Here is a 23,946-nt window from a genome sequence, read left to right as displayed (position 1 = left end):
ATTATGAAAACAACTGTTCTATTACTCATACTTACGGGAATTGGCTTTTCCTGCTTTGCACAAATGATAATTAAAGACAAGGCCATCATCTACCAACAAGAAAGAATGGTATATAAACAATGGGATAAAGACAAGTTTGTCCCTGAATTTAAATGGTACAACCCCGGCTCCTATGCTGCTTACGCTTTAACATGGCTATTGCAGCCGAGTTATAAAAACGGCCCCGATATACGACCACTTCGGGCGGGTGGCGAACAAACACAGCGCCTTGCCTTGGCAGCAGCTATGCAGGTTTCTTCTAACTATTATAAGAAGGAAGCAGATACTTTAAGAAATACCGCACTTGCAGAATTTTATAATTATTCCGGCACAGTGTCCGCCACAGACCCGCTCTATAATCTTTATTATAAAAAAGAGCTTGCTCCTTTAAATAATATTGAAGGTAATGCCTTTAAAAATGTGCCCGCCAATGTAGTACTGTACATGGCCGAAAGTGGCGCTTATAATTGGTATCTCACAGAAATGAACAGCTTAAGGGAGCGATTTGAAAATGCGAAGCGGGTAGATATCGACAGGGGGCAGCGTATTTTATTATACCACCGTATCATGTTAGAGCATCGAAAGTTAGCCGAGAACTGGAAATACAAGTTAGCAATGTCGGAAATGATGCTGTCCTATAAAGAGAAGATGAAGAACAAAATTGAAAAAGGTAACACTTATTTCAACGGCACCACCAAAAGCGAGGACGAGATCATGAACGATATCTTAAAAAACCGAAAAACACTTAAACCATGAAAAAGAAATATGTAGCACTGCTTATCCTGATAGTCGGGATAATGTTCACCAGTTTGAGTGTAAGAGCGCAAACGCCAGTCGGTAATGATCAATATAAAGATGCCGTTAGTTTTTTACAAGGTAATGGTGTTTATGACCGTCCTGTAATGAAATTTTTTGAGGGCATGAGGGATTACGCCTTTGGCAACTTCGCAGCCTTTATCTACGATGCCCAAGGTTTGGCCTGTATTTTTATGCTGATGTTCTTCTCTATCAAATCTTACGAAATGATGTCAGGAGATAAGCAATTAGAGATTATGCCGCTTTTAAGGCCATTTGGCCTAATGATGGTAATTATGTGGTGGGGTGTTTTTTGCAGAGTGCTTGCGTACCCTACCGATCTTGTGGCAGCCAAGGCCGAGGCCATGTTTGGTGAGCAGCAGGACGAAATTAATAACATGCGATTTGAACGAGCCTCGCTAATGATACAGGTTGCCGATCAGCTAATGACCTTTCAAGCAAAAACTGAAATTGCAGCAGACGAGGCTAAAGAAACCAATCAGGGTGTAGGAAAGCAGATCGTAGAAAGCGTTAAAGGATTTTTTGCCGATAATATCTATAATCCTATTGTAGAAATGAAAATCCGGATGCAAACCAGTTTGCAACTATTGGTCACGCAAGCCCTGGAGCTTATTTCGCTATGGATTTTGAGGATTTGCGTTTATATCGTTTTTATGTTGCAAATTATATATTCAACGGTCTTGGTTATACTTGGCCCGTTTTCGGTTGCCGTAAGCGTATTACCCGCTTATCGGGACGCATTCAGTACGTGGGTAGCAAGGTTTGTTTCTGTAAACCTATATGTTGGTGTGGCTTATCTAATCCTTTATATTGTTGGCATGCTTCAACAATACGCCATGAGCGTTGAGATAGAAAAGTACAAATCCTTAGTTAATGGAAGTGGCGATGCTATGGAAAAAATGGCATGGTTGGCAGGTAACGGAGTTTTAAGTTTCGGCCTTGTTATCGTTGCTTTCTTTGTTGGGGCTATCGCCATTACAACCGTTCCGAGCATAAGCACCTGGATAATTTCAACTTCTGGTATTTCTTCGGCAGCATCAACAGCAGCCCGTACCGGCTCACAGGTTGGGAGAGTGGCATCGGCAGCCGTTTTTAAAAAATAACATCTATTAACCACATCATTTGAGGGGCTTGATTTATTCAAGCCCTTTTTATTTAAACCCTTTATTATGCTAATTAAAAATATAGAGAATAAAATAAGGTTAGCCTTATTTATCGCATTAGGAAGCTTTGTCACATCTATTATCATAGTAGTGATAGTTTCATTTTCCGCATATAAACAGGTAAGCAGCGCAAGGGAAAACATTTATATCCTTGATAATAATGTGCCCATCTTAGCAAAGCAAACCAACATGCAGCTTAACAGGCCCGCCGAATATCGGGCACACATTGATCTATTCCACTCCATATTCTTTTCGCTAACGCCTGATGATAAGTATATAGAATACCAAATGAAACGAGCTATGTATTTAGTTGATGAAAGCGGGGCGTTGCAATACAACAACCTTAAGGAGAAAGGCTTTTTTAATTCTATTCTTTCATCAAGCTCTGTTCTAACTCTACAGACCGACAGCATTCAGCTTGATATGGTCAACAAGCGGTTTATCTACTACGGCAAGCAGATTATTGATAGGCGAAGTTCAACGGTTACACGTTCGCTGATCACAACGGGCAACCTTAAAGATATCCCAAGAAGCGACAATAATTCGCACGGAGTATTGATAACCAATTGGAAAACACTTGAAAATAAAGACTTAAGCAATGTTCAAAAGAATCAGTTCTAAAGTAGACCCCGATGCAACAGTTGCAAAGGAGATACGCAAAGAGTTTGGGAAATACTTTGACCAGGCAACAGATAGCCGGAACAGGTTTTTTAAGTCCTATCCCAAACAGATATTTATCGGCATGGTTGCTCTGATCGTCGTTTCGGGCATTGTCTGTTTTTTAATCCTTACGCCCAGTCAACGACAGAAAGAAAAAATGCCTGATTTTTTCAAGGGGACTACCCATGTTGGCAATGAGGTTACAGATGGTGTCGGCCAGATCATTGACCTGGGAACAAGGATATCAGATTTAAATACCCTACGAAAACAAGTTGAAGCAGTTTTGGCAAAGCCGAAATTATCTCATGCCGATACGGTTTTTTTAGAAAAGGCCATTCAGCAATTGGAACAAAGTAATAAACCACGTAATCAACAGAAGCCATGAAAATAGATTTTAAAAAACCGAAGTATGTTATACCCATAATCATACTTCCTTTCCTTTTCCTGTTTTTTTATGCTTACAAATCTTTTAGTAAGGGTGAGGAAAAAAAGGTTGAGAATAAACCCGAATTACAATCAGACGTAGCAAGCGTTTCCGAAGATATTAAGAACAAGGAACTGGGGAATAAGCTTGACGCCTTTAAAGATAAATACAAGAATGGCGACGGTTATACGGCAGTTGGGACATTAGATGAAGACCCGACGGCATCGGGCGTATTGGAAGGCCAGTATAATGACCGTGAAAAATACGTATTAGACAGTATAGATGCCGCTTACAAAGCCAGGTTTGGCAAGGCTCCCAATTCAAGCGGTAGCAGTTATTCAGGCGCAGGTCGAAACGCTGTACCAAGAAGCATGTCAGCCTATGAAAGCAGAGGGGGCAGCAACACTCTAAGCCGAGAAGATCAGGAATTAGCAAACGCCCTATCAAATTTAAAAGGTACAGGCAATTCCGGTAGGACGCAGCAGGGGGGACAGAACCCCAAGGAAAAGTACGAAGACCCAATGGCGCTGTTTCGTGAGCAGATGAAGCTTATTGATAGCGTAGGGAAATCAAACGACCCTGATTATAAAGCCCAAAAGGAGAAAGAAGAATTACTTAATAAGGTTGACAAGCAAGTCACCAAAATGCCAAAGCTGGATGTTGAAAAAGCTTCGAATATGAATGATGCTTTTAATACTGTTCAGGTAGCCAAGAAGAATGATTTTATCAAAGCGATCATAGATCAGACCGTTACAGGATATGCAGGTTCAAGGGTTCGCATCCGCTTATTAGAGGATATTAAAGCAGGAAAGCACCTCATTAAAAGAGGCACCTACATCTATGCCCTGATATCGGGCTTTGATCAACAACGGGTAAAATTAACGGTAACGTCTGTTATGACAGATGATAAGATCCTGCCAGTCAAATTAGAATTATATGATTTGGACGGAATGCAAGGGCTATTTGTTCCGGCATCGGCTTTCAGGGCCTTTACAAAAGAGGTAAGCGATTTAGGTTCAAGTATTCAGATGCAGCAAGACCCATCAAGCGCAAATCAACTTTACATGAGTGCTTTATCAAAACTGTTTACTTCCACTTCAACAGCCATTTCAAAATTGATCAGGCAAAACAAAGCAAAGTTAAAGTACAGCACATTCGTGTACCTCATTGACCCGGACGAACTAAAAGAACAACAACAAAATTACTAAAGCACAGACCCATGAAAAAGATACTTATATTATTATCAATGGTTTTCCTTTTAGCCTTTAATGGCTACTCACAGGGAAAAATTAAGGACGGTACACTACAAAAAAGTAAGCTTGAAAAGATTTACATAACGCAGGATGTATCATTGCACTTTGTTTCTCCCGAACCAATTCAATACGCTGATATTTCTACAAAAAGCATGTTGGGCGACCTTCCAGTTAAGAATGTATTAAGAATAAAGTTCATTCCTGATAGCGCAAAGCATTACGGGTTTGTAAATCGAAGCCTGGGAATTGTTACCATTGTTGGAGAAAAATTTATCGCCCAGTATGACGTTTGGTACACAGAAAATGAAGAAAGTGTTCAGACGCAAATTGAAATCCTGCCCAAAAACACAAATCCTTTAGATGTGGGCAATATCCCTATGTCACAGACCGACCTTCATAATTATGCTTTGCAAACGCTAAAAAAAGGGACTAAAACCCACGCCATCCGCTCGTCAGCTTATGGTATGGATGCACAGGTTAATAATGTCTATACGGTAGATGATTATGTTTTTATTGACGTGACATATTCAAATAATACAAATCTTAAATATGATGTAGACGAGTTTCGTTTTAAAATTGATGATAAGCGGATTACAAAGGCTACAAACGTGCAGTCGATTGAGGTAAAGCCAGTTTATCAGCTTTATGATAAAGCATCTTTTAAAAGGACTTACAGGAACGTATTTGCATTTAAGAAATTCACCTTTCCCGATAACAAAGTTTTAGCCATTGAGCTTACGGAAAAACAAATTTCTGGTCGTGTGATCACCTTACAGCTTGATTATTCAGACGTACTTAACGCAGATACTCTATAATGAAAAAGGCATTAATATTTGCCTTTATATTTATGGCAGCCATAAATGTTAAGGCGCAGAACGGAACTAAGTTTTTCAGCTTAAGGGGTGGTTGGGTTGCAAAGAACGCATTCACGGGAACGCTAAGTTTTGATATCAGCACAAAGTATTTTAATCAAAATGAAATCTTCGCTGAATACTACCAAAACTATAAAAACCATGACCTTAAAACCATCATGGGTGGCTTTGTACTTAAACCTGTTATGTTTAGAAGCGGTAATACTGCTTTAAGGTTTAGGTTGGGCGCAGGGATAGGTTCTACAACCCGAAAGTTTGTCGCAGCCCCACAGCTTGGCTTAGAGTATGCTCAAAGCATCGGAAAGGGTTTCGATCTTCTTATAATCAACCGTAATCAGGTCTTGTTTTGGGGTGACAAAGCGGATAAATGGCGCATTGGCCTTGAAGCAGGTATCAGGATACCAATAAATTAAAAAACAATGGAAAGTATAATTCAACAACCGCCAATTGTCAGGCTGCCACATCTTGGCTTTATAGCAACGGGTATCGCCCTTGTTGTTTTGGCCCTGATAAGCGAGCCATATATTTTTCAAGGCAAAACGGGCATCATTGTATTTGCAATTGCCTTTGGCCTGTTAATGGTCGAAGGTACTTTGTTTACTGTCATTATTCGTTCGATGGTATATAAAAAGACCAGGTTAATCAACTGGTCAAAGAAAAATAAGATTATAGCCTTTGTAGTTATTGTAGCAGCCTTTTTTTGGACGTTGATGTTATATGAAATCTGCAAAGTAGTTTACCACAACGTATTTGCTTAAAGGGCTTAATAGCCGAATCATTAAGGAAGATGGTAAGTAATTGCCATCTTTTTTTATACCCTAACTTTTATAAAATGGAAGAGAAAAAGGAATTACAAAAGCTGCACGGGATGCTACAATTCGTAGTGTATTTGTTGGTTTTTTTTGAAATTATAATATTCATCTATGCAGATCGAATATTTATTTCAGGGAAGTTCGGCAATGGCCTTGCACATATTTTTGAAAAGCTGTCACAAATGGCGCTCTATAAAAACATCTTTTATAGTAAGTTCACCATCTTAGTTATTATCTGTTTGGTTTCAATCGGAACGTTAAGCAAAAAGAAGCTTGAATTAGACCCTAAAAAACATATTGTTTACCCTTTAGTAATCGGCCTTTTGTTTTTTTTCGGTAGTATATGGTTTTTAAATCAACACGGGAACGATGCCTTTCCCTATACTTCATGGTACAATGTTGGATTTATAGCAGCTTCATTGATAGGTGCCGTTCTTATTCATACCTCAATGGATAACATTTCAAAAATCATACATAGCGGTTTTGGTAAAGACGAATGGAATGTTGAAGGTGAAAGCTTTATGCAGTCGGTTAAAGCGGATATTACCCCCTATTCAGTTAATATCCCGATGCAGTTCTATTATAAAAAGAAAGTGTATAACGGTTTTATAAACGTGGTAAACCCGTTTCGGGGAACTATCCTGATCGGAACGCCGGGTTCTGGAAAATCTTTTGGGGTTGTTAATCCTTTTATCCGGCAAATGATAGCCAAAGGTTATACCATGTGCTTATACGATTTTAAGTTTCCCGACCTGGGGCAAATTGCCTATTACCATTACCTGTTAGCCAAGCAGAATAATAAGATTAAAGACTACCAGTTTAACGTTATTAATTTAGACAAGGTTGAAAAAAGCCGCAGGATAAACCCCTTACGGGCCGACTACATAGAAACCCTTGCTGATGCATCGGAAACAGCAGAAGCAATCGTAGAAAGCTTGCAAAAAAGTGATAGTAGTGGAGGAAGCGAGAAGTTTTTTACTCAATCCGCAGTAAACTTTTTAGCATCCTGCATATTTTTCGTTTCACGCCATGAAAAAGGCAAGTATTCGACATTTGCCCACTTATTGGCATTTTTAAACCGAACATACGAAGAAATCTTTACCTGTCTGAATACCTATCCCGTACTTGAAAGTTTGTTATCTCCCTTTGCTTCGGCATTACAGAAAAAAGCTTACGACCAGTTGGAGGGTCAGATCGGTACATTAAAGATTTTTATTTCAAGGCTAAACACCGAGGAAACTGCCTGGGTATTTTCAGCAGATGATTTTAATTTAAAGATCAGCGACCCGAAACACCCATCAATACTAATTTTGGCAAATAGCCCCGCAACCCAAAATATCAATTCAACTTGTTATTCTGTAGTGGTAAACCGCCTAACGAGGCTTATTAATACCAAGGGCAATTTACCTACAGCAATTATTGCGGATGAAGCCCCTACCCTGTTTATTCATAAAATTGAAAATTTGATCTCAACGGCAAGAAGTAATAAGGTGGCGGTATTGTTGGGTTTGCAGGAGTTGCCCCAGTTAAAGCAATTGCAGGGTAAAGACACCGCTACAACTATCACCGCAGTAATCGGCAATGTAATATCGGGTTCGGTTAGGAATAAGGAAACATTAGACTGGTTAGAGCGCCTATTCGGAAAGAAAAAACAAATAGGCGAAGGCTTAAGCATTGACCGCTCCAAAACATCGGTATCCCTAAATGAAAAATACGACCCTCTTATTCCTGCCGGAAAAATCGCCCAGTTAGGCACGGGTGAATTAGTTGGTTTGATTGCCACAGATGTAAACAATGATTATACAGGCAAGCACACCACATCAAACGTTCATTGCAAAGTCAATCTTAATTTGGCAGATATACAACGGGAAGAAAAAGGATATCGGGAGTTGCCCAACTTCTATGACTTTAAAGGCACCAAAGCAAAAATCTTAAATAGTAATTTTCTCAAAATCCGCAAAGACGTAGAAGGTATCATTCAGTACTATTCTAATTAATGCTATCATACTTAAAGCGGAGCATCCGCAGATCAGGGCAGCGCCACCAGTTAAATGATAGTAAATATTTTTGCCGGCACGAAGATCCTCAGCTGTATTTGATAGCATTTATTGTTCCTGGAGATCTTCCGGAGGAAAGATAATGATAGCAGTTTGGTTCTCTGCAGAGACCAGGTACAATCATTCTGATAGTATAATTCATTGGCCGCCCGGTTGATCATTTACCTTTTTGATAGTAAAGCGTATGAAACACTTTAAAATTTTATTTCTCACTTTTTTTCTTTTTGCTGTAAATGGCTATTCCCAAGAGTTCAACTCTATTATAAGTTTAGAGGATATTAATACCATAGCCGTTAAGAAGAAAAGCATTGTCAAAGACACGGTTGTCAAACTCAAAATTGTTAAGGACACCGTTTATACCTCAAATTATTTACCCGAGCGAGAACCCCTCGAATTGTCTTCTTTGCCTTTGGCAAATATTAAACTTACTTCGGGATTTGGGTACCGCATTCATCCCATACTGGGAAACCTGAAATTCCATAACGGAATTGACCTTTCCGCACGTCAGGCTAATATCTATTCGGTTCTTCATGGAACTGTTGTAATATCAAGCTATGATGATATCATTGGCAACTACGTTGTCGTAAATCATGGTTTTTATGAAACGACCTACGGCCATTTATCAGTAAGATTTGTCAAGGCCGGGGATTTGGTAAAAGCAGGAACAATAGTAGGCCGTAGCGGTCGAACAGGCCGAGTTACTGGGGAGCATTTGCATTTTATAGTAAAGCATAAGGGGCAAAGTATTAATCCCCTTCCATTCCTAAAGGAAATTTTAACAGTAAACCGAAAAGAGCAACTAACCAATTTTCTAACCCAAAACAAGTGATTATGTCAGTTAAGACCAAAACAGAAATTTCATTGCAAAATAAATTGCAGCTTGTGGCCGAGGGCGCAAGTATAGAACTCAATAAAGCCGAAGCAGAATTATACGGTGTAGATGTTGCAGACGTGCTTCCTGATGAAGATTTGGAGGACGAGGGAAAGGAGGCCACCAATGGCTACTGAAACAAAGAAAATGTATGAGTTGGTTGCCGAAAAGATCATCGAGCAGCTTAAGCAAGGAATTGCCCCTTGGCAAAAGCCCTGGAATAGTGCCGGAACTGATTATAGTATGCCCTATAATGCCGTTACGGGCAATCCATACAAAGGTTTAAATGCTTTGTATCTCCATTTGTTCAGCCCTTATGGTGACCCACGTTGGGCAACCTTCAAGCAAGCTGAAAGCGAAGGTTGGCAGGTACAAAAGGGGGCAAAGGGGTTTATGATAAACTTTGTAAAGACCCATGATCTAAGAACTAAGCTTGACGAAAACAAACGGCCAGTCATTGGCACGGATGGAAAACCCGTGAAAATTAAAGTGGAATTAACCAGTCCCATTGTTACCAAAGCATGGGTATTTAATGCAGAGCAAATTAAAGGTGTGCCACCTTTACCAGTTAGGGAGATAAGAGATAATGAACTATGGGAAAAGGTTGCCAGAGCAGAAAGTATCGTTAAGTCTTCGGGCGCAAAAGTGGAGCATGTTGCAGGTGACAGGGCTTATTATGCGCCTCTTTTTGATAAAATAAATATGCCGGAGCGCCCCCAGTTTGAAACAGCCGACCGCTATTATTCTACCCTACTGCACGAGTTAGGCCATTGGACAGGCCATCATTCCAGGCTTGACAGGGAGTTGGTCAACAGGTTCGGAACGCCTGATTATGCTCGAGAGGAATTGCGGGCAGAAATCGCTTCCATGATTTTAGGTAATGAACTTAAAATAGGCCATGACCCCAAACAACATATTGCTTACGTTGATAGTTGGATTAAGGTTTTAACCGATACCCCTTATGAAATCCATGCAGCAGCAGCCGATGCACAGCGCATATTTGATTATGTTATGGCCTTTGAAAAGAAAATCGAGCAAAATCAGGAGACTACAAAAGCACAGGAATATAACCCAAATACTTTGCAGGCCGGGGATAAAATCAAATACAACACTACCACATACGAAGTATTGGAGGCCGATAAAAAAACCTTTTTGATACAGGACTTATCAAATAAGCATAAAGTGCAGCTTACAGTAAATGACGGGCTTTTTAACTCTTTGGTGGAGGTCAAAAGAACCAATAGAAATGCAGTTTCAGTGCTTGATGCAGTTGAAAAAATGACCAAGGAACCTGATTATAGTATTTCGACCACACGGGAATTTGTTGCCCAGGGGGACAATAGTTTCAAAAGAAAAATCTAATCAAAATCTTAGTAACATGAAAGAACAATTAAATAATCAATTGCCTTTAAAAGACCTCGAAAATGTGGGTTTGTATAAAGAAGGTTCAATCACTATGGACAGGGAAAACATTAATGCCTTGAAGCGTGGAAACATGACCGACCTTGTTGAACTTAAAAATGTAGGTTCTGAAATTGAATCAATGAAAGCACGACTATCCGTCGTAGATCAGGATGGTGAAAGTAAATTAAGGATTGACCCTGTTTATAATGAGATACAAGATCATCCGCTTTTGGAAACAGAGGAAAAGGAAAATCTTGTTAAAGGCGAGCAAGCCAACGTTAAAAAAACAGGCTCAATATACGGTACTATAGTTTCCCACGGTAGAGACTTCTTCAATTTCGACCCGACAGAAAAACCGAATTATTATATAGAAATAGCTAAAAACGACAATACTACAAAGCATGTTTGGGGGGTAGATTTAGAAAGGGCTTTGAGCGAATCGGGACATAAAATTGGAGACAGGGTAAAGCTGAATAATTTGGGCAACAGACCTGTAGAGGTTTCCGCTCCGGTCAAAAATGACAATGGGGAAGTAACTTCCTTTGAAAAGAAGATAGTAAACCGTAACACTTGGGAGGTTGTAAATGCCAGAGAGATTAAGCCTAATGAGCAAGATCGCAGTTCTGTCATAGAATATGACCCGCAAACTAAACAGTTTATGAGTTACAATCCGGCGAAATTGAAAGTACCAGAGGCTATCAATAACGAGAAGCTCGATTTTGAGAAAAAGCGAAAGCTTAGAGAAGGTGAGGTTATTACCTTGGCCGACGGTACAGAAGTTCAGTATAGAACGACTGATAAAAACGGCCTACGATCAAATCGAAGCGCCTTAGTACTGTCGCTTCTTTTGGATGGGGGCTTAAGCTACCTATTGGTTACGGGTATAAGCCGTTTGTTGGGCAAACAGTCAGCAGAGGAACAATCATATTCCAAGGGGTATTTGACAGCCTTAAAGGAGGTTGAAAAACTATTGGAGCGCAAGCAACAAAAATTCCCTAATGATAAATCAATAGCCAACGAAATAAATGTCGTAAAGCATGAATTTAGCAACGCTTCGGCAATGTCACCCGCACAATTGAACACTTTAAGTATTAAAGATGCAGATGATGTAATGAACGAGAAAAACGTTAACGACCCCGATCATGGCAAAAATAACCCTGTAGGCGAAGATGAAAACGATATCGAAAATTCAAGAGGCCGAGGCAGATAAAAGCTTTAGTCCCCTACTTTCAGTTTTAGGCGTTGGACTTGCGGTCCAGCGTCTTTTTAATAATTCATTGCATTTTGACCATGCCGGAAGATTGGTTTTTAATTACTATGCTAATGGCGATCTTAAAGATAGTGAGTTGTTCGGGTTTAAAACCGTAAAACTCGTTTGTACAAACGGCCTTTGGTTTGCCGGAGATCAACACAAACCAACAAATGTTTTTTTGTTTTTTTCAGCTATGGAGGCAATTGCATTTGCCCATCTGAAAAGCTCAAAGTTTAACGATTTTAGCCGTTGCCTGTTTGTCGCTTTGGGTGTTTGCCCCTCAAAACAACAAATTGACCTGCTTAAAAAGAAATTTAAAGAAAGTAAGTTTCATACAGTATTTACCAATGATATAATCGGTAAAATTTATGACTGCAAAGCTTCGCTTTGGCTTACAAACAAAGATTGCTCATTTGCCCTGGGCAATGACATTGTTACTGCCGTTACCAACGCAACGCCTTTCAAAACGGTAAGCATCAACCGAAACCAATTCTCTTATTTTTCATTTCATAGGCAACTTGGCAAGCGGAGTAATATTAAAACACACAAACCGAGCGATAAAAAATATTTGTCTTTTTTGGGCTATTTGGCCCAAAAAAACGGTTTCACCTAAAATTATTATGTATCAATATATCAATATCTCATATATGGAAAATATCGCTAAATGCCCCGTTTGCAATCAAGGTAATTTGATAGAAGGGGCAAAGGGTTATATGTGTAACCATTTCAAAAGTATAGATGATAAATGCAGCTTTACGATTTTTAAAACGTATTTCGGAAAGGAAATGACATGGAAGATTGTTGAGCAGCTTGCCGATCAGAAAGAAACTGATTTTTTTGATGATCTGATTAACAAAGAAAATAAGCCGTTTTCTGCTAAGTTGGTTATTGATGATGGAATTATTAAGCCTCATTTTCAGGATAAGTCATTAGACACTCCCTGCCCTAAATGTGGTAAGCAGGTGCGGATTTCCCATAAAACCTTTATTTGCGAGGACTTTTTTAATAATAAGGAGTGCGATTTGTATATAAACAGGAATGTTGCAGGTGTTCTTCTATCAGAAAATGAGGCCGAGGTTCTTTTAAATGGCAGCTCTACGGATTATAGAATAGATTTTTTAAGCAACAGCCAAAAAACGTTTGGCGCTAAACTTTTTCTTGATGATAGCTTTCAGGTAAAGTTTGATTTTGAGTTGACTAAATGTCCTAAGTGCAAAACAGGAAGTATTTCGGTGAACCCCTGGGCATACGGATGTTCTAATTATAAGAATGATCAGATAAGGTGCGAGTTTACAGTTTGGCGTGAGATTTCGGGCAAGAAGATCTCGCTTAAGGATTTTTTGGATTTATGCCAAAAAGGTAAGTCGGATAAAACACAATTTAAGCCTAAGAATAGTGATGAATATACGGGTTCTATCAGTTAAATCACGACTATAAACTTGAAATAGTTAAAAGTTCCTAAAAAAAGATTTGGGCATTCCTACGCTCGAGGCTTGCACGGGTCATCCGTTCATATCTTTTTGACCCACCCCCTATTTTGTAATTTAAGTAACCGTTTTTTCCCTTTGGTCAGCCACGTTTACACAAATTACAAACGCACCTCATAATAAGGCAACTTCTCCATTTCACAAAAACCACGTTACGGTAAACCTTCACCGGGTGTTTGCTGCATTCGAAATTCCCTTAACATGAGTTAACCCAGTCAAAAAGGATAACCACTTCTACCCCTGATGCTCATTTAATAGATATTATTTACTAACCCACTTTAAAATCAAAACGTAATGGACAGAAACCAAGGAGACATTAACCCCTTAACAGATTTTGGGGAAACAGATTTTACCGATGAATTAATAGATTTTTTTGAACAAAAGCAAAATTCAAAAACGGATAAGAACGATGCTAAAATCAAGCCCGAAAACATAGGAATCTCGAATAATCAAAACTTAAATTATAAAAAAATGGAAATTCTCCCAAACCCCGTTCAGGTCATTCCCCCGAATGCAGAACAGAAAGAGCTTTTCGAAGCACCATTTAAAGGAAGCAAGGACACAACAGTTTCCCTTGAAAAACCAAAACTTACACCAGAGCAGTTGACTTCAATTCCCGATGTGATCGACGGTCACCAGTTGTCGGTAAAAGACAAGTACGATCTTCTTTTAGATGCACTCGTTGTAGATCAGAGGGATGTGTACTACTTTGTCGATGATAAAGGGTATATTATGAGACATTTTACAGAAGAACCAACAGATAAGGACAAGAGATTTGTTAATTTTGAGGATGTAACTTTTGATATGAAGAAAACTCAACTTAATGAACAGAATTTTGAATACCTTAAAAAAAGCCTTAAATATCTTGGCTTCGGGGAAAATCTCAATTCTGCATTAGAAGTTCGGTTAAAAGAGGGTTCGGATAAATTTACCCTGGGTGCTTCGGCTGCATTTGCTACGCCGAACGCAAAGGATATGGTAAATTATGAATTGCGGTTTAGTAAAAGCAAAACTACCGACAACTATTTTTTAAACGACTATCAGGCAACCCTTGAAAAAGGCAATGCCAACGGCACGGTACAAGAGCCTGTAAGCCGTGTGTTTACCTTAAACAAGGGGAACGACATAACAGCCAAAGAAGCTTATAACCTTCTTTCAGGCCGTTCTATTCAAAAAAATGCGGAGATTACAAGTAAATTCGAAATTCGTGCAGGCTTTTTGACCCCCGCAGAAGCGAAAGTTTCAACAATGCCGGAAGCAAGGGCTAAAGTTCAAGAATTGGTCAAGGCAAATAAAAATGTTGATTATGAAATATGGCACCAAGACGCAGTAATTAAACGGTTTGATGCTAAAGGTAAAGACATAACCGACAAATCTGTAGCAAGGGAAAATCTCGCCCTGGTACACTCTTTCATCCATAAAAACGATAAGAGCAACGACGATATCCCTTATGATGTTAAGGATATGGCGGGTGCAAGACAAATGGTGAAGGAACTTACTAAAGATAAGAATACCGCCAGCTTAACACTTACTGAAAAAGGAATACCTGTTGCCAGATTTGATGAAAAGGGCAAGGAAATAGACTTGCCCCCAACAAAAAGAAAAGAAGAAGTTTGGATGAAGCTTGATTTTGAAAAGAAAAACGATCAGGGCGATTTCCCTTTTAAAACGTTCTTTAAAAACTATGGCTTTGACCTGGATAAAGCTGTTACCGCCCATCCAATAAAAGAACTTAACGACCCCGACCATCGGGAACGGTTAATGTCCTCTTTGAAAAGGGGTAACCTTCAATCTGTAACCCTCGAGAAGAACGGTACAGAAGAAAAAGCTTTTGTAGCAGCAAGCCCCCAGTTCAAAAATCTTAGCCTTTACGATAAAGACCTTAAGCTTGTGTATGAAAAGCAACAAGAAATAAAGGGTCAGAACCAGGAAGATAAAGGCTACCAACGAAGCCGATAATATGAACAGTATCGGCATCCCAAATCAGGAACGATACTTACAATTAAGCCCCACCATTTCCTACTGCTTTTTATCAGTCTTTGGATTGTTATTTATAGCGGTAGCATTATTGGTCGGGGCTTTTTGGTTGAACATACTTTGTTTACCCGCAATTGTAGTATTGGCTATTGCATTTTATCGGTTCTTTTATATCCGCTTAACGCTTTATATTCTTACAGCAGAAACCTTAAAAATAAGGACTGGAATATTCAGCTATACACTTATAACACTTGAATTATATAGGGTAAAAGATTACGTCATAAAGCAAAACCTTGTTGTGAGGATGTTGAAAATTATGACCTTGACCCTATTTACAACCGATAAACAAGACGTTGTAATTGCCTTAAATGGCATCCCTCAGTCAAACCTGAATGACACGATAGGGATTTGGTACAGCGTGCGCGAGCAAAAAGTAAAATCATTGAAATCAATTAGAAATTTAAAATTACCACCTATGAAAAAGTTATTAAGCCTTTGTATGTTAGCACTGATGTTTGTTTCATGCAGTAAAGACAATGACCCGGATATACAAACTAAGTCAGAAAAGAAAGTAAGGGTTGAAGTTGAGTTTTCCGGCAGCTATCAAAATTACCAGTTACTATTTACCATTAACTCATTGACCAAGGGAAAGGGCACATTTGTTGAGCCAATGATCAACATCCCGACAAACACACAATGGACACAGGTTATATCACAAGGCAATGCGTATAATTATATAGCTGATTTGACCAGTAGTAAGTTTGTTGTAGAAAGCAAAGAAGCGGTTAACAGGTTGGGGTTTTTGTTGTCGGCCACACAAACCAAGAACACCGATGATGCCGCCCAAACACCTATTTCTGCCTCAATAAAAGTATATGCAGAAAATAAGCTGATTGAAACCTATAATTACAAAGCTTTACCAGTTGGGCAGGTAACAGAACCCGTTTCACAAAATTTAGATATTTCAGCTTACTAATCTTTTTTCTTTTAGCCGTTCCGTTTTTTAATTAGATCATGGGCGTTGGCCGAAGCCAACGCCTTTTTTCGTTTTACATCTTTGCTATCATAGTAGTGCCGGGGCATCCGCAGATCAGGACAGGCCACCGTAAATACTGATAGCATTTTTTTCAATGGCCGCCAGGTGCAGCTTTGGATTATGATAGCAAATTACTTTGCTCGAGAAAATCCGGAACACCTTTTATGATAGTATTATTTATTGGCCGAGCGCCTGATCAGGGCATTTTTTGATAGCACCTTAAATAAAAGAAATCTTTATCGTAACGACTGGGGAGTTACCCTAAATAGATTTAAAAAATATTCACCTTCATTGAAGCATTAAAAGCTTCGCTATTAATGATAAGAAACATCCACCGAAATTTTTATTCCGGATGGATACTCTAATGTAACTTCTTTTTGTTCAAACCTACCTATGCGAAAAATGCGGCATGGAATGCGGACAGCACCAGACCGAACATTGCCAGGAGTGTGCCAAAGCCTGTAGCGAATGCGCAGAGGAATGCCGGAAAATGGCAACTTAAGTTTTAAAATGCAGGCAGGCCTGCATTTTTTTTTAATTCTTTAATAAGTTTACAACAGAATATTTCCGGTATGAATAAGATCCAGATCTTTGCTGCGCCCACAATAAAAGCCCTGCAATCAGAAATAAACGAATGGATGGCCGACAATAAGGATGCACATATCGTGGAAACCAATATAACCAGCCTGGCAAAGAGCAGTGTTTCAGCTTTTGATGAAAAAAAGAAGGGGTATATGCCGTTAATATCCTGTATACCCCGCAGACCAGAGCGAAGAAGAAAGCGTACTGCAAGCTTCTATGCAAATGCCAACCGAACTGACCGATCCAAAAGTTATAGAAAGCGAGAGCAATTAAAAAGTTTTTCCATAATAGGTATAAAGATCAGTTTCGTAAACTTCCGGTATTGGTTTAGAGAGGTCATATTCAGGGCTGTTTTTTACAGCATCTACCGGAAGATCCACATACACAGCCGAATTTGACCATTGTATATCCGTGATCCATTTGGGTGATATTAAAACTTTTTTTCCGGGAAACCAGTTTCCGGTATCCACAACCATAAAGCGCAGCGTCCAGCTATTGTCATCCATAACAAAGTCCTCTACCTCGCCGATTTCGCCATCGGTAGCATGGATCTGGTAGCCCTTAACTTCACTGGTACTGCGCAGGTGCGGATCACCTGTTTGCTGATCAGGGTTTGATGCAGCTATGCTTTCTTCCAGTGGTGTCATGGTTTCTGCCATACCGGTCATGCCCATACCACCGTAAAAACCTACCCCGCCAATTCCGTAGTACGGCCAGGCATAATGACTGTACAATTCGATCTCCTGCTGGCGGGAGACGGGCTTTTCCGTGTCGATATCGGGACTGTTTTTTACCTGTTCCTGGGTAAGATTAACAGGGAAGATCTTATTTTTCCAATCAGGTTGATTTACTGCCGACGGAGAAATAAGCACTTTACGGCCGGATAGCCAGCCCCCTGTTTTTACGACCAGGTAACGTATTGTCCAGGTTTCATCATCAAAATAAAAGTCTTCCACTTTTCCGATTTCGCCGTCGCTAGCCCCAATATGGAAGCCAACAAAACTTTTTACATTGTATAACATAGTTTTAGATTTAAGCAGTGTATATAAAAACAATTTAATAAATAATAAGGATAGATCCCTCAACGAGCAATGATGCCTTAAATCGCTGCTGTAACCAATATAGCTACCAATACCCAAAAGAAAATACTGATGGTTAAAACAGCAGCTACCGCAGTTTCTTCATCTTTTTTCAGGTCTACGGGTGTTTTATTTGCCATGGCGCTTTTGGCAGTTACTGGTGATGAGGGCGCAGCAGCGGCAATCACCAGGGCGAATGTAATGGCCGCAAGCAGCCCCGGAGCCCAATAATACCCCCATGCTATAGACCCGGACGGGGCCACCCATTCTCCTGCGCCCAAGGCAATAAAAAAAGAAGGAAGAAAAAAATCCATAACCCATTCCAGGGGCCCGTATTTTAAAGATCAAACTAAAGACCGCTGTTAAAGTAACAGCATAAAAAAGCGCGAATGCAATACCGATGAATTCCATAGCGTAAATTTTAAAGGGGATTAAAATTTGATTTCTTTTAAAGCCCTATAACATTTAACCGGCATGTAATGTTTCGTTCTTTTTAATCTTAGCTTAATAAGCCGCTCTACCGCATTGAAGATTTGAAAGCGGTATGAACATTCAACCGTAAAAATTACCGGACTGTTAATTAAACAATTAGCATGGTTTTTACGCTACATTACGTGAAGCTTTTTTGGGTGGTTTTTTAGGAAACCTGAGATATACCCATTGAACTTGATCTGGGTAATACCAGCGAAGGGACAAAAAAGCTCCTGGGGTTTTGGCTTAGGCCAAGCCCCTTTTGATTTTAAGATAAGCAAGAAAATCCCCGTGTTTAATTGTTTTAAGCATGATAGCATATTTTTGTGCCGGCAGCGAGATCCGCTCGACTGTTTGATAGCATTAAGTTTTCCTGAAGATCTACCAGGTTATTGTTTATGATAGCATTATCTGTCAACTTCATAAAGTCGTTATCAGTGAACCGCTTTATTTTTAGTAAGCAAAGGTACAACTGATCGCTTTATAACCATCAAGGGTATATAAACGGCTCGTTCCTTACCGCCCTTGACGGTTATGCTTCCAGTCTACCCCATGCAATAAAAATTTAAAGCTTATTATCATGGAAACGACCATTCATCAAGAATTTTTAACAGAAAACCACTACACAAAAAACATAGGTAGCACCAAAGTAGATGTACATTTCAGATTTAAACCATTTAATGTGCTTAAGGAAAACGGCCTACCTTGTATATCCCATTTACAGGTTAGCTATATCAATCAGGTTACGGGCAAGAAAAATGGCAAATCACATTTTTTTCATCCTGAATCGCTTTATGGCTATACCTGCTTTAAAACATTTGCCGAGGATGCAATTAAACACTTTATTAAAGAGCAATACATTGTTATTGATACAGAAGCACAGTATTCACTTTTCTAATACATTGATAGCAAAAGTTATTCCTGGAGAAAGTCCGGGTGTGACTTTTTGATAGTAAAATTTCGTGGCCAGCTCCGGCAGCTCTTTCCGTTTTGATAGCATTCCCCTATATATAGAGGGTGTTCCCGATTAAAGAATCATTGGGGAGTAGTCATATTTTAGTTTAGATACAAAGGTCGGCCCTAATCCCGAAACGTGGGCTGCCCCCTCACCATCACACCAAATAATTTAAAAACAAAATGGGTATCCCTGGGGGAACCCCACCGCATTTTCTTTCCAAATTTTTTGCACTAATTCGGTTTTAGAACCGGAATGCCGCATATAAACTAATTCAGGTTTATGATAAAATTCAATAAAATGGAAGAATTTAGGTTAAACAGCACTTACGAATTTAATCAGTTTGCGGGCGGTTCAGAAAGCATTTACAAATACATTTTTGGGGTACATGTAACAGAGGGGGTAAAATACCTTGCTGATACTTATGAATGTTATTGGTTGCTTGATTTAATTAGTATCCATTCAAGGGATATTCGGCAGGCCCAGGAGTTTCAGGTTTGGATATTAAAGCGAGTGCGCAACAACAGCTTTAAACTTTCCGTAGAGGATGGAAACAAAAACGTCATTAAAGAAATAAATATTCAGTTTTCCGATTTTAAAGCAAACGAAGTACATCTTTGGTTAGAAAACGAGGTAATTCATTTACCGAATGAGCACTAAATACCAAGCCCCTTTGGGGCTTTTTTTATGGCCGTATTACCTTCGGTCGAAATACTATAATGCAATTTGGTTACTTGTCGTTCCCCGCCCTACCCTATCGACCTTTTGGTAAATAAACAGCAAAAGAAAAAATGCTTATTTTTACATATGCACTTTACACCCTAAAAGTTCTATTATTTAAGATATATTGATATCTTTGTATATTGATATCAAAATTTATGTTCATGGAAAATAACGTACAAACAGATAAAGCAAAAGAATTAAGTTACAGCCTGTCAAGGGTTGATCGAAGCGTTGCCGACAACCTGATGGATATTGATAATAGCTTTGAGGGTGATGCGCAAAACGTTTTGGATTTCATCATTTTCATGAGCAAGAAGCTCAATAACAACCTTTTTGGCTATACGAAGTTCACCATTAAAGAATATAGCGAATTTACGGGTATCAGCGCACCTAACCTTTGCGCTATTCATCCCGATATAGCCAGTGGCCGTGTTAAGGCCCCGGTTTATGAAGGGCATAAATTTGAAAGTGTACTTGACTATACGCTTTACCGAATGCTAAGAACCAATATCCTATTTTCCAAAGTGCATGATTATAGAGAAGATGGCAAGATCATCAAGCTTGAAAACTTCCCTATCCTTAAAGATATTTATCTACAGAGCGGTTCGGTACTGGGAACTAAAAAGGTCTATGAAGTACGCCTTTCAGATGTTATTATCGAAGGATTTGTAAAAAGGTACTATACCCTTGATACTACCAGACTTCCGGCCATCGGCAAAGGCAAGGGGGGGCATTCCAGGAAGAAAATATATATATGGCTGAATAAAATATTTCACATCTATTCGTCCCAACAGGGAAAGGTTGACATTCCTTTATATTCGGTAGATCATTTGGCAGACCTTGCGGGCGTTCGGTATATGAAAGAGCCTGATAAAAAAGGCAATCCAGTTGAAAAAGAGCCAAAACATAAAAAGGAGGCTGTTAGCAATATTTTAAAGTCAATTCATAGAAACATTAACAGCGATAAGAAGCTGCTGCACTTCTCTTTTGAATACAAATTTGTGAGCGGTAGTATTGAAAATAATAAATATGCCGAAGACTATTTGGTTAGATTTGATTTTACCTCGAATATGCATCCCGAGATCGTGCAGAGAATGCAGGTAGATCATAAACTAAAATTAACGCTTATAAAAGACTTAAGGCATTTGTTTGATAGTTTATACCCGCAGGAGCGTTTAAGCAAAATTACGGCCTTTGAGAAAGAAACAGACCCATTTCAGAGATGGTTAAACTCTACAGAAGCTGATTTGCAACGCAAGGTCGAGGTTTTAAAAGCTGTTTACTTCAAGGCCAATGAGTGGAACAAGGCTAAACAGCTTAAAGATAGCGAGGCAATCAGGATGATACATGAGGGCTTTTTAAATATTGAGCCCGTGTTAGAGGCATTATAACATACCGACTGGGCGTTATAATATACCGACCCAGTATTATAGTATTTCGACCTTAGCCCACTTTACCATTATAGTATTTCGACCAACCGTTATAACATTTCGACCTGGAAGGGTAAACCGTTATAGTATTTCGACCAACCGTTATAGCTTTTCGACCCTCAATAGGCTCTATTATAGTATTTCGACCCAACCAAGAAAGTAAATAGGCGTTTGGAGCGTGGAAACGGCATTTTTTTTAATAAGCATTATAGTATTTCGACCATTATTATATCTTAATAGCAAAATCTATATATAAAGGATTTTGCTTCGCAAAGGGTTTTATTTTACTCCCTACGGTCGTCAAGATGGACACAAATTAAGCGTTTTAAGAACAGATTTATATCAAAACACAAAGAACTATCTAAAAGTAAAAATATTCCAGCAGATCGCCTAATAAGTAGCTTGTACCCTGCTTACATAAGTGGATTAATAAACAGCAAAAAGAAAAAATACATCTGAATTTCTCTTATCCGCTTACAAATTAGATTTTAAGGCAATAAAGAAAGCTTCTCCTGCCCTACTGGAATACAGATGGTTAAAATTTACCTTTCGATTTTAAAAAAGAATTGAAAAGCTTTATTTCTTCGTCCCTATCACGGTTGCGTTTTGATGAACCCGAAGTGGCAGACCAAATAAATATTATCCATACCAAAAGGGCAAGTGAAATCAAAAAAGTAGGATGCGCAGAACCTAAAGCTCCTATCATCAAAAAGAAGCTAATTATTGTAGCTACTAAAAATTTGCCGAACCCAGTCATACCTATTTGCTTTAAGTAAAAAATTGATGATATAATTATATCAAAGTATCTTTATATAAAGGTACAAAAGATATGCCAGTAAAAAGAAAAAAATACATAGTTGTTTATATAAAGATATCAATATATCAAGATATTTTTATATCTTTGTTATATATCAATCACTAAATTTTAAAGCCATGAGTGTACTAACAGTAAGAGCAACAGAAAGCGACAATCTATTAATTGAAGAACTTAAAAAGAAATATGATATCTCAGTTGCAACTAAAGCATTATTATATGCTGCTCAAAAATGCCTTGCATTGGAAAAAGAGGTTGCTGAACTTAAGCAGGAAAGGCAACAGTTAAAACAAAAAGTTGCTGATTACAGGTCTGCAAGCTTAGATATACTAAGCGGATTGTCTCAAATAACAAAACTAACAAGTTGATATCTTTAAATATTGATATCAATATATCTTAATGATTACCTATGAAACAGAACGAATTACAACACCATCCCCTTTACAAAAAGGCAAAAAGAGACTATTATTTCGAGCGTTGGAAATGGGTAGCCTGGAATGCTTTCATATCCCTCGCCCTATTTTATAAAATTAACCAACAATACGACACAGTAGAAATGATACTTCTCTTCCTAACTGCTATAGTCACCGTTTTTCTTTTAGCGGTAATGCCAAAAACAAAATTTGAAAATTCACGCGAATGCGAAGAAGTTAAAAGAATGATATAAAGATATCATTATCTATTTATATAAATTTAAAGATCATGGACGAGGAAAAATATGTATTTGAAATTGAGCATTTCGGCAGATTGGAAATGAAAGGGGAAAGCGTTTTTAAAGCATTAGAAACCCTCAAAAATGAATTAAGCCCTGATATCCAATTTAAGATATTGAAAGCACACGTCATTAAGAATGACGATTTTTTAATAGACATTTCTGAACTTGTAGCAACCGTTTAAATCATCCTAATTATGAATGAACTTGATAAAAGTATTATACAGATCAGCCACTCTGATATTGTAATAGGCGACTACCTTATTAACCTGGGTGAAGTGCTTGAAAATAACGACCTACAAAAAACTTCAACTTTAGTTATCAAGAGGTTTGGTCAAAAACACGTTTTTAAGTTAGATATAGACGAACCTATATATGTGATCAGGTAAATTATACCTTGATATCTTTATATTTAGATATCTTTGTTAATCAAATGCTATTAAAGTAAAACCGGAGCATCCGCAGATCAGGGCAGGGCCAACCGTTTAATGATAGCATTCTTTCCAACCGGTTTGAAAATCCTCAGCGAATTTTGATAGCAAAACAAATTCCTGCAGCTGCCCAGGAAGAAAGATAATGATAGTGAAAGTTTGTTTTTGGTTGCCTTTTTGCCTGATGAAATTTTAATAGATACCTTTGGTAGTTACTAAAATGTATTTTATGAAAAAATCGTTAATAGCTTTATTGTCAGCAATCATTTTTTTGGTTTCTTGCAACAATAGTGAAAATGCAGCAGAGGATACCATTACGGATACGGTTTCTACCATTGATACAGTAGAAAAAGTGGATACAGTTAAAAAGGATACAATAAAAACAAAGAAATCTGATAGAAAATCCGACGAGGAAAGGGATATGAAGATAATGGATGATATCCTTAAAAGGAAAAAATCAGTGAAGTAATACTTAAAACTAATATTAGCACTCATGGACTTAGCCAAATTAATAGATAGATATAATGCATTGGGCATAGCCGAAGTTGTAGACCATGAGAAATTCAATTTAATTTCCATCGTTCACCATTCCACTAAAATTGAAGGCTCAACCTTAACAGAACTTG

At 38.5% G+C, this 23,946-nt stretch carries 27 protein-coding genes, 2 pseudogenes and 1 riboswitch; of the genes and pseudogenes, 27 read left to right on the top strand and 2 right to left on the bottom strand.

Translation table 11 applies throughout. The annotated features are described in order from the left end of the window. The first annotated feature begins 3 nt into the window (after window positions 1-3). From BLR53_RS18670 to BLR53_RS18590, 19 genes and pseudogenes are all read left to right on the top strand, one after another. Window positions 4-795: a hypothetical protein gene (locus BLR53_RS18670; RefSeq protein ID WP_074591740.1), complete on the top strand. Its 792-nt coding sequence runs from the start codon at window positions 4-6 to the stop codon at window positions 793-795. Then, complete coding sequence (locus BLR53_RS18665; protein WP_074591739.1) at window positions 792-1,958, top strand: TraJ family protein; 1,167 nt, start codon at window positions 792-794, stop codon at window positions 1,956-1,958. The genes BLR53_RS18670 and BLR53_RS18665 overlap by 4 nt, the downstream gene beginning before the upstream one ends. Before the next feature lie 66 nt (window positions 1,959-2,024). After that, window positions 2,025-2,639 (top strand): conjugative transposon protein TraK, encoded by a 615-nt coding sequence (gene traK, locus BLR53_RS18660; RefSeq protein ID WP_074591738.1) that lies wholly within the window; start codon window positions 2,025-2,027, stop codon window positions 2,637-2,639. Further along, the gene (locus BLR53_RS18655) at window positions 2,617-3,063 is read left to right on the top strand and encodes a hypothetical protein (RefSeq protein WP_074591737.1); all 447 of its coding nucleotides are present in this window, start codon (window positions 2,617-2,619) and stop codon (window positions 3,061-3,063) included. The genes traK and BLR53_RS18655 overlap by 23 nt, the downstream gene beginning before the upstream one ends. Then, window positions 3,060-4,310, top strand: coding sequence for a conjugative transposon protein TraM (gene traM / locus BLR53_RS18650; RefSeq protein WP_074591736.1), 1,251 nt, complete (start codon window positions 3,060-3,062; stop codon window positions 4,308-4,310). The genes BLR53_RS18655 and traM overlap by 4 nt, the downstream gene beginning before the upstream one ends. An 11-nt stretch (window positions 4,311-4,321) precedes the next feature. Continuing rightward, the gene (traN, locus tag BLR53_RS18645) at window positions 4,322-5,170 is read left to right on the top strand and encodes a conjugative transposon protein TraN (RefSeq protein ID WP_074591735.1); all 849 of its coding nucleotides are present in this window, start codon (window positions 4,322-4,324) and stop codon (window positions 5,168-5,170) included. Window positions 5,171-5,202: 32 nt separating this feature from the next. Continuing rightward, window positions 5,203-5,640, top strand: coding sequence for a hypothetical protein (locus BLR53_RS18640; protein ID WP_143007910.1), 438 nt, complete (start codon window positions 5,203-5,205; stop codon window positions 5,638-5,640). A 6-nt stretch (window positions 5,641-5,646) separates the two neighbouring features. Beyond that, on the top strand, window positions 5,647-5,985 hold the full coding sequence (locus tag BLR53_RS18635; protein ID WP_074591733.1) for a hypothetical protein: 339 nt from the start codon (window positions 5,647-5,649) through the stop codon (window positions 5,983-5,985). A gap of 74 nt (window positions 5,986-6,059) precedes the next feature. Continuing rightward, a complete protein-coding gene (locus BLR53_RS18630; protein WP_074591783.1) occupies window positions 6,060-8,036 on the top strand; it encodes a type IV secretion system DNA-binding domain-containing protein in 1,977 nt (658 codons plus the stop codon). A 244-nt stretch (window positions 8,037-8,280) separates the two neighbouring features. Continuing rightward, the gene (locus BLR53_RS18625) at window positions 8,281-8,925 is read left to right on the top strand and encodes a M23 family metallopeptidase (RefSeq protein ID WP_074591732.1); all 645 of its coding nucleotides are present in this window, start codon (window positions 8,281-8,283) and stop codon (window positions 8,923-8,925) included. 2 nt (window positions 8,926-8,927) lie between these two features. After that, a complete protein-coding gene (locus tag BLR53_RS20005) occupies window positions 8,928-9,104 on the top strand; it encodes a hypothetical protein (protein WP_176763563.1) in 177 nt (58 codons plus the stop codon). Continuing rightward, window positions 9,094-10,329: an ArdC family protein gene (locus BLR53_RS18620; RefSeq protein WP_074591731.1), complete on the top strand. Its 1,236-nt coding sequence runs from the start codon at window positions 9,094-9,096 to the stop codon at window positions 10,327-10,329. The genes BLR53_RS20005 and BLR53_RS18620 overlap by 11 nt, the downstream gene beginning before the upstream one ends. 16 nt (window positions 10,330-10,345) lie before the next feature. Continuing rightward, entirely contained in the window at window positions 10,346-11,581 is a 1,236-nt protein-coding gene (locus BLR53_RS18615; RefSeq protein WP_074591730.1) for a DUF4099 domain-containing protein, read from the top strand. 67 nt (window positions 11,582-11,648) lie between these two features. After that, a complete protein-coding gene (locus tag BLR53_RS18610) occupies window positions 11,649-12,236 on the top strand; it encodes a hypothetical protein (RefSeq protein WP_143007909.1) in 588 nt (195 codons plus the stop codon). Window positions 12,237-12,270: 34 nt separating this feature from the next. Next, window positions 12,271-13,047, top strand: coding sequence for a topoisomerase C-terminal repeat-containing protein (locus tag BLR53_RS18605; protein ID WP_176763562.1), 777 nt, complete (start codon window positions 12,271-12,273; stop codon window positions 13,045-13,047). Window positions 13,048-13,404: 357 nt separating this feature from the next. Further along, on the top strand, window positions 13,405-15,069 hold the full coding sequence (locus tag BLR53_RS18600) for a hypothetical protein (protein WP_074591727.1): 1,665 nt from the start codon (window positions 13,405-13,407) through the stop codon (window positions 15,067-15,069). A 1-nt stretch (window position 15,070) separates the two neighbouring features. Next, a pseudogene (locus tag BLR53_RS20355) lies at window positions 15,071-15,454 on the top strand (PH domain-containing protein); the annotation flags it as partial. A 108-nt stretch (window positions 15,455-15,562) separates the two neighbouring features. After that, complete coding sequence (locus tag BLR53_RS20205) at window positions 15,563-16,063, top strand: hypothetical protein (protein ID WP_244889574.1); 501 nt, start codon at window positions 15,563-15,565, stop codon at window positions 16,061-16,063. A gap of 463 nt (window positions 16,064-16,526) precedes the next feature. Continuing rightward, a pseudogene (locus BLR53_RS18590) lies at window positions 16,527-16,625 on the top strand (four-helix bundle copper-binding protein); the annotation flags it as partial. Window positions 16,626-16,974: 349 nt separating this feature from the next. Here BLR53_RS18590 and BLR53_RS18585 read toward each other — a convergent pair. Both BLR53_RS18585 and BLR53_RS18580 read right to left on the bottom strand, forming a co-directional pair. Then, the gene (locus BLR53_RS18585; protein ID WP_074591725.1) at window positions 16,975-17,727 is read right to left on the bottom strand and encodes a PRC-barrel domain-containing protein; all 753 of its coding nucleotides are present in this window, start codon (window positions 17,725-17,727) and stop codon (window positions 16,975-16,977) included. A gap of 77 nt (window positions 17,728-17,804) precedes the next feature. Continuing rightward, window positions 17,805-18,098, bottom strand: coding sequence for a hypothetical protein (locus BLR53_RS18580; protein ID WP_074591724.1), 294 nt, complete (start codon window positions 18,096-18,098; stop codon window positions 17,805-17,807). A gap of 301 nt (window positions 18,099-18,399) precedes the next feature. Then, a riboswitch (TPP riboswitch) is annotated at window positions 18,400-18,495 on the top strand. A 340-nt stretch (window positions 18,496-18,835) separates the two neighbouring features. Between BLR53_RS18580 and BLR53_RS18575 the strand changes: the two genes are divergently transcribed. The 8 genes from BLR53_RS18575 (at window position 18,836) to BLR53_RS18535 (ending at window position 23,789) form a co-directional block, all read left to right on the top strand. Beyond that, window positions 18,836-19,153, top strand: a complete 318-nt coding sequence (locus BLR53_RS18575; RefSeq protein WP_074591723.1) for a hypothetical protein — start codon at window positions 18,836-18,838, stop codon at window positions 19,151-19,153. 357 nt (window positions 19,154-19,510) lie between these two features. Further along, entirely contained in the window at window positions 19,511-19,870 is a 360-nt protein-coding gene (locus BLR53_RS18570; protein ID WP_074591782.1) for a DUF6876 family protein, read from the top strand. A 224-nt stretch (window positions 19,871-20,094) separates the two neighbouring features. Continuing rightward, window positions 20,095-21,324, top strand: coding sequence for a hypothetical protein (locus BLR53_RS18565; RefSeq protein WP_074591722.1), 1,230 nt, complete (start codon window positions 20,095-20,097; stop codon window positions 21,322-21,324). Between the two features lie 972 nt (window positions 21,325-22,296). Then, window positions 22,297-22,545 carry a hypothetical protein gene (locus BLR53_RS18555; RefSeq protein ID WP_074591720.1) on the top strand — a complete coding sequence of 83 codons (249 nt, stop codon included), beginning with the start codon at window positions 22,297-22,299 and terminating at the stop codon, window positions 22,543-22,545. A gap of 41 nt (window positions 22,546-22,586) precedes the next feature. Continuing rightward, window positions 22,587-22,844, top strand: coding sequence for a hypothetical protein (locus tag BLR53_RS18550; RefSeq protein WP_074591719.1), 258 nt, complete (start codon window positions 22,587-22,589; stop codon window positions 22,842-22,844). Between the two features lie 35 nt (window positions 22,845-22,879). Further along, entirely contained in the window at window positions 22,880-23,074 is a 195-nt protein-coding gene (locus BLR53_RS18545) for a hypothetical protein (protein ID WP_074591718.1), read from the top strand. 12 nt (window positions 23,075-23,086) lie between these two features. Further along, complete coding sequence (locus BLR53_RS18540) at window positions 23,087-23,278, top strand: hypothetical protein (RefSeq protein WP_074591717.1); 192 nt, start codon at window positions 23,087-23,089, stop codon at window positions 23,276-23,278. 271 nt (window positions 23,279-23,549) lie between these two features. Beyond that, complete coding sequence (locus BLR53_RS18535) at window positions 23,550-23,789, top strand: hypothetical protein (RefSeq protein WP_143007907.1); 240 nt, start codon at window positions 23,550-23,552, stop codon at window positions 23,787-23,789. Window positions 23,790-23,946 lie beyond the last annotated feature (157 nt).

Source organism: Pedobacter antarcticus, assembly GCF_900103515.1.
Taxonomy (GTDB): Bacteria; Bacteroidota; Bacteroidia; order Sphingobacteriales; family Sphingobacteriaceae; genus Pedobacter; species Pedobacter antarcticus.
The sequence above is the reverse complement of the archived record's forward strand: the minus strand, read 5'-3'. Positions and strand labels throughout refer to the sequence as shown.